The 1,082-nt window shown below is 47.2% G+C and carries 1 protein-coding gene; it reads left to right on the top strand.

Going from position 1 to position 1,082, the window contains the following annotated elements; genetic code table 11:
• Positions 1 to 1,082, top strand: a 1,082-nt coding sequence (tuf, locus tag NI470_RS15665) for an elongation factor Tu (RefSeq protein WP_253149024.1), incomplete at both ends; no start/stop codon positions are given.

Genomic DNA, 1,082 nt, shown 5'->3' with positions numbered 1-1,082 from the left:
GGTCACGTTGACCATGGTAAAACAACTTTAACAGCTGCAATTGCAACTGTATGTGCGAAGAAATTCGGTGGCGAAGCGAAAGACTACGCTGCAATCGACTCTGCACCAGAAGAAAAAGCACGTGGTATTACAATTAATACTTCACACGTAGAATACGATTCTCCAACTCGTCACTACGCTCACGTAGATTGCCCGGGCCACGCCGATTATGTTAAAAACATGATTACTGGTGCTGCTCAGATGGATGGCGCGATCCTTGTATGTGCTGCGACTGATGGTCCTATGCCACAGACTCGTGAACACATCCTGCTTTCTCGTCAGGTAGGTGTACCTTACATCGTTGTATTCTTGAACAAATGCGACCTTGTAGACGATGAAGAGCTTCTTGAGCTAGTTGAAATGGAAGTTCGTGAACTTCTTTCTACTTACGACTTCCCGGGTGATGACACTCCAGTGATCCGTGGTTCTGCTCTTCTTGCGCTTAACGGTGATGACAGCCAATACGGCGAGCCAGCGGTAGTTGCGCTTGTTGAAGCACTTGACTCTTACATTCCAGAGCCAGAGCGTGCAATTGACCTTCCATTCCTTATGCCAATTGAAGACGTATTCTCAATCTCTGGTCGTGGTACAGTAGTAACTGGCCGTGTAGAGACTGGTATCGTTAAAGTAGGTGAGTCTGTAGAAATCGTTGGTATCCGTGATACTCAAACTACTACAGTAACCGGCGTAGAAATGTTCCGTAAGCTTCTTGACGAAGGTCGTGCGGGCGAGAACTGTGGTGTTCTTCTTCGTGGTACTAAGCGTGAAGACGTACAACGTGGTCAAGTATTGACTAAACCAGGTGCGATCAAGCCACACACTAAATTCGATGCGGAAGTATACGTACTTTCTAAAGAAGAAGGTGGTCGTCATACTCCATTCCTTAACGGTTACCGTCCACAGTTCTACTTCCGTACTACGGACGTAACTGGTGCGATCGCGCTTAAAGAAGGCGTGGAAATGGTTATGCCTGGTGACAACGTTGAGATGTCAGTAGAGCTAATCCACCCGATCGCAATGGACCCAGGTCTACGTTTTGCGAT

Origin of the sequence: Acinetobacter lwoffii (assembly GCF_024129115.1) — a bacterium.
In the GTDB taxonomy this organism is placed as follows: Bacteria; Pseudomonadota; Gammaproteobacteria; order Pseudomonadales; family Moraxellaceae; genus Acinetobacter; species Acinetobacter lwoffii_T.
The sequence above is the reverse complement of the archived record's forward strand: the minus strand, read 5'-3'. Positions and strand labels throughout refer to the sequence as shown.